This window comes from Prevotella sp. C561, assembly GCF_000224595.1.
GTDB lineage: Bacteria > Bacteroidota > Bacteroidia > Bacteroidales > Bacteroidaceae > Prevotella > Prevotella jejuni.
In genome coordinates, this window is the sequence record NZ_JH114157.1 from 1 (window position 1) to 5,139 (window position 5,139).

Annotated in this window: 3 protein-coding genes, 1 rRNA gene and 1 pseudogene; 2 read left to right on the forward strand and 3 right to left on the reverse strand. The window is 39.5% G+C overall.

Annotation, left to right across the window (positions count from 1 at the left end):
• Positions 1 to 158: ribosomal RNA gene (locus HMPREF0666_RS14315) — 16S ribosomal RNA — on the reverse strand; the annotation flags it as partial.
• A gap of 476 nt (positions 159 to 634) precedes the next feature.
• Here HMPREF0666_RS14315 and HMPREF0666_RS14320 point away from each other — a divergent pair.
• On the forward strand, positions 635 to 1,327 hold the full coding sequence (locus HMPREF0666_RS14320) for an alpha/beta hydrolase-fold protein (RefSeq protein WP_009013089.1): 693 nt from the start codon (positions 635 to 637) through the stop codon (positions 1,325 to 1,327).
• 115 nt (positions 1,328 to 1,442) lie between these two features.
• Here the strand turns inward: HMPREF0666_RS14320 and HMPREF0666_RS14325 are convergent, their stop codons facing one another.
• Positions 1,443 to 2,369, reverse strand: a complete 927-nt coding sequence (locus tag HMPREF0666_RS14325; RefSeq protein ID WP_009013090.1) for a DUF3298 and DUF4163 domain-containing protein — start codon at positions 2,367 to 2,369, stop codon at positions 1,443 to 1,445.
• A gap of 163 nt (positions 2,370 to 2,532) precedes the next feature.
• On the opposite strand from HMPREF0666_RS14325, the gene HMPREF0666_RS14330 reads away from it, so the two are divergent.
• Positions 2,533 to 3,477, forward strand: a complete 945-nt coding sequence (locus HMPREF0666_RS14330) for a Gfo/Idh/MocA family protein (protein WP_042856461.1) — start codon at positions 2,533 to 2,535, stop codon at positions 3,475 to 3,477.
• 161 nt (positions 3,478 to 3,638) lie between these two features.
• On the opposite strand, the pseudogene HMPREF0666_RS14335 reads toward HMPREF0666_RS14330, so the two are convergent.
• A pseudogene (locus HMPREF0666_RS14335) lies at positions 3,639 to 5,139 on the reverse strand (IS1182 family transposase); the annotation flags it as partial.

The following is a 5,139-nucleotide window of genomic DNA, read 5'->3' on the forward strand; positions in this document are numbered from 1 at the left end:
GTTATCCCACAGTAATGGGAAGGTTGGATACGCGTTACTCACCCGTGCGCCGGTCGACGTCCATTCAGTGCAAGCACTAAATGCCGTTTCCCCTCGACTTGCATGTGTTAAGCCTGTAGCTAGCGTTCATCCTGAGCCAGGATCAAACTCTCCATTGTAAAATATGTTTTGGTGATAAGTGATGGGTGATTAATGATAATGAATACCATGTTAACCCAAACGCTTCACCGAGTAATCTCTGTTTCAGAACGCTTATCCTAAAAGTATCAAGTTAAAAAGCACCTATTCTTTTATTCCTTAATTGTTTTGAGGCGATGCCTCAAAAGCAGGAACAATGAATTGATCGGTTCGTTTCTTTTACCCATCTATTTGATATAAAATCAAACAGACGCTTCTTGTACTACTTCTCTGTTTATGTAAATCTTTTCAAAGAACTCTTTCTTCTATGCTTTAACCAACTTGCCAGGAGGCTTGTTTTGTAAAGCGAGTGCAAAGGTATAGAGAATTTCCTTACCCTCCAAATATTTTGAAGAATATTTTTAAAAGAAATGACTATTTTTGCTTAAAATTGACTCAAATCAACTAATTTGCTTAAAAATGATTATTTTTGCAGTCCAAACAAGCATATACAATTATGAGACATAAAAAGGAGATTATTACGGTTGGGGCACATGTTTGTATCCTACATAGCGAAGAAAACGCAAAGTTTTTCATTATTCAGCCCGTTGACAGTAATGACACAGAGGAGTTAGAGCGTCAAATTACCTATATAGAAGATAACTTGCAAACACCATTCATGCATATTGCCGTACGTATTGAGAAATGGAATGCTGAGTTAACACCCTGGTCAGCCCCACCCGTATTTGGTAAGATCACCTTTGGCGATGGTGCTCATTCCACCTTATTATATATAGTAGACGAACTCCTCCCAACCTTAAAGGAACGTTATTCTATAGAATTTAATAAAAAAAGCACCATTTTAGGAGGCTATTCATTAGCTGGACTCTTTTCTCTTTGGGCAGGCTACCAACAGAACATCCCCCTCCTTGGGATAGTCTCTGCATCCCCATCCGCATGGTATACAGGCTGGTTAGACTATGCCAACACCCACCAACCACAAATAGAACACGCCTATCTAAGCCTTGGCGACAAAGAAGAGAAAACAAAAACAAAAATAATGTCAACCATCAAGCAAGACATCCTTTCCCAAGAACAAATATTCAAAAACAAAGGTGTCAACTGTAAGATGGAATGGAATGAAGGCAATCATTTTCAAGACAATGGTATAAGGATAGCCAAAGGTTTCCTATGGTTAATGCAACAATAAACACACATCCTGTTCCTTCCATAGGTTAGAACAGGCTGTGAAAAAGACCTTTATAGAATCTTCTCTAATTCCATTAACAAATATGAGCCAACCTTACTTACGAAACTATGAAAGATTACTTAATCCCCGCAAGGCATTGTGCTTCTGCTGAGAGAAACTTTCCAATCTTATTATAAGGCACAGTAAAGGTAGGTGTTCCGATAGCATACGCACCAATCTCATACTGTTCATAAATAAAGACAACTCCCTCTGGAGAAAGATAAACCCCACTCTTAGGCAGCGGAATAATCCCATTTTCAATAAAAAGATTGTCCATATCAGCCTTAATACGACCTTCTACATCCTTTTCTCCATCAACAACATCAAATTTTCTAAAAAAACTTTCAAGTCCACTTCTAAGGATAGGTTGCAATGCTTTTATATCCTTTGGATTCAATATATCACGCAATATAACTCCCGTCTTCTTGTCAAAGTTAACCGCATACTCAGAATACATTCCATGCGCACCACCCGAATATAGATAAAAAGAAGAGACATAAGTAATATAACGACTGGTTTCATTCCCCTTCAACACAAACATAGAAAGTTCTGGTGGACATTTAGAATCAGGATAGTCAACATCATCAAAAGTACGTATTACATTTTCACATGCAATCTTCGCATAATAGTTTATCATAGCCTTACCATCTGTAAGCCTGGGAAAAGGTTTAGTCTTTGAGTTCTCTTCCCCAAAACTATCTGCAGCACCTTTCATCTCAGACGAGAGGTAAGCACGTATCGAATCGACCAACACATGAGGGCCCGCCACAGGGAAGGAATAAGCAAAATCAACAGTACCCTTATCCGAACTATACGACTTACCAATGGAATCAACGACCAAAGGTACGTCCTTCTTTTTTATAACAGAGTCATTATCAATAGAAAGAGAGACAACAGAATCCTTCACACATTCTGCCGCTGAAGCCTTTTCACCTTTACATCCTACAACAATAGTAATAGGTAAAAGAGATGCTAAAAGGCCTAAAAGATTTTTATTATTCATATCAACTAATGCTTGTTAATAGACAACAAAAATAGTCATTTCCCTTTTTATTTGCAAAACATTCCCTACTTTTGTTGCACAAGGTTAGTAACGCAGCACATTCTATAGGCTTCACACATTAAAAAGCAGCTTATAGAACATGCTCTTTAAAGCAATAGAAAAGATGAAGATTAGTATTGTAGGGACAGGGATGATAGCTACAGAAGTTATCACACTGCTCAAGACAGAAGTCAAAGGAATAGAAATCACCAGTATATTCTCACATAGCAATGAGGAAAAAGCAGAATATCTTGCGAAGATGAATCATATTGAGCGCATTTATACTGACTACGCTCAGTTACTAAAAGAAGACAAAGCCGACTTCGTTTATATTGCCTTAGTCAATAGTGTCCATTACGAATTTACTCGCAAAGCCTTAGAGGCTGGTAGGAATGTGATTGTTGAGAAGCCTTTCACTCTCACTGTTGCCGAAGCTGAAGAACTATCCGCAATGGCACGAGAGCGTAAGTTATACCTCTTTGAAGCAATCTCCCCACTTCATACACCTAACTTCCACATGGTCAAGGAAAGCCTAAAGAAGATTGGTCCCGTCCACTTCGTTCAGTGTAATTTCTCACAGTATTCAAGTAAATATGACCGCTATCTACAGGGAGATATTGCCCCAGCTTTCAATCCTGATTTAGGTGGTGGCGCACTGAACGACCTCAATGTCTACAATATCAATGTCATCATAGGTCTTTTCGGACAACCTACCGCAACACAATACTTTGCCAACCGTGGGCACAATAGTATCGACACCTCTGGCGTAATGGTACTTTCCTATCCCACAATGACAGCAACCTGTACGGCAGCAAAGGATTCAAGTAGTCCGTCATTCATACTTATTCAAGGTGAAAAGGGGTGGATACACATCCCAACCCCTGCTAATGAGTTTGGTAGTGTAGAGATAATGAGACAAGGGAAGCTAACCAGCTACCGTCGTAATGCCTACGAAAGTCGCCTTGCCCACGAGTTTATCGATTTCAAAGACGTATGGGAGAAGAAGGATTATAAGCAGATGGAAGCATGGCTTGAAAGGTCAATAGAAGTAGTGAAGGTGATGAAATAAGGATAGATAATTAACAAATATAAGATATGAGCCTATACTTTTTCAGAACAAGACATTTCATAAAATTATAAAACTGAAAAAAGAGGGTGTGTCAAAATTGATATATCCTCTTTTCATTCTTCCTTTACCTTGTCTACCATATAATTCATTATTTACTATAGCTATGCTGCTAATTTCATATAAAATGATTTGTTTGGCTTTAAATAGCCTATATAAACTTGTATAGAGCATCTGAAGGTTACTAAAAGTAGCTCCATAACGGCTTTTAGTTCCTTGAGATTGGTTTTTCTGCACATTTTCCCTATGTTAAAGGCAATAGCGAAGAAGGCAAAGTCCATATTGACCTTGTCTTTCCCAAAATGCCTAAACATCTTGTAGGCTTTATTATATTTTGTTTGTCCAAAAACAGCTTCAGGTTCTATACACCTTCGTCCTCGATGCTTGATGCCTTCTTCCGAGGTCAGTAGTTCCCGTGCCTTTTGTTTATAGTGCTGTAGTTGATGGTTTATTTCTATAATTCTGTTCCCTCTTGCCTTAAAACATGAGCCTCTCAAGGGACAACCATCACAGCGTTCTGCCTGATAACGTACGCTGTAAGTAACGAATCCGTTAGAGGTTAGGGAACGCTTCATACCTATACGCTTCATATGCTGTCCCATAGGGCAGACGTAGAAATCCTGTTCCTTATTATAATAAAGGCTTGCGGGACTGAATGGGTTAGGTGTGTAACGTGGACGCTGCTCTTTATGGAAGTAGTTATACTTCACATAGGCTTCCATATTATGTACGTCCATGAACAGATAGTTCTCCTCGGAGCCATACCCTGAATCGGCTACGACTGTCTTGGTATAACGATGATAGCGTGATTTGAAAGACTCCAAGAAAGAAGGTAGTGTGAGTGTATCGGTACGATTGGCATAGAGTGCAAAGTCGGTGATGAACTGGTTCTCCGTTGCTATCTGCAGATTATATCCAGGCTTAGTCTGTCCGTTCCGCATAGCATCCTCCTTCATGTGCATAAACGTGGCATCAGGATCGGTCTTGCTGTAGGAGTTTCTCTCTCCCATAACCTCAAGGTGTTGGTCATACTCCTGGAGTTTATTACGTTTCTTCTCTAGCTCTTTAAGCTGTTTTTTCTTGGTTCTAACAGCCTGCTTCTCTTCTTTTGTCTTAGGCTCAGGGACTGATTCCAAAGACTTGTTCAATTCCTCGGATATCTCGCTGAGCAGATCTGCAGTGAACTCAACACCTTCTTTCTTTGCTGCATTGTCCTGCGCTATAACATCGTCAACCTGAAGCAGGAGTGTGTGTATTTGTTCCTGCAACTTGGCACGGTTCTTTTCTACGGTTCTCTTCCAAACGAAGGTATACTTGTTGGCTTTCGATTCTATCTTTGTGCCGTCAATATATTCAACGTCAAGACTTATCAAACCTTTGGCTGCAAGTACTAATACGACTTGTGTGAAGATATTGTTGATTTCCTTTTTCACACGATTACGAAAACGATTGATGGTAATAAAATCAGGCTGCTCATATCCTGCCAGATAGATGAAATGAATGTCACGCTTGAGAAGAGACTCTATACGACGGCAGGAATAGATATTATTCATATAGGCGTAAAGAATCACCTTGAGCATCATTGTGGATGATAAGGCTTGCGAC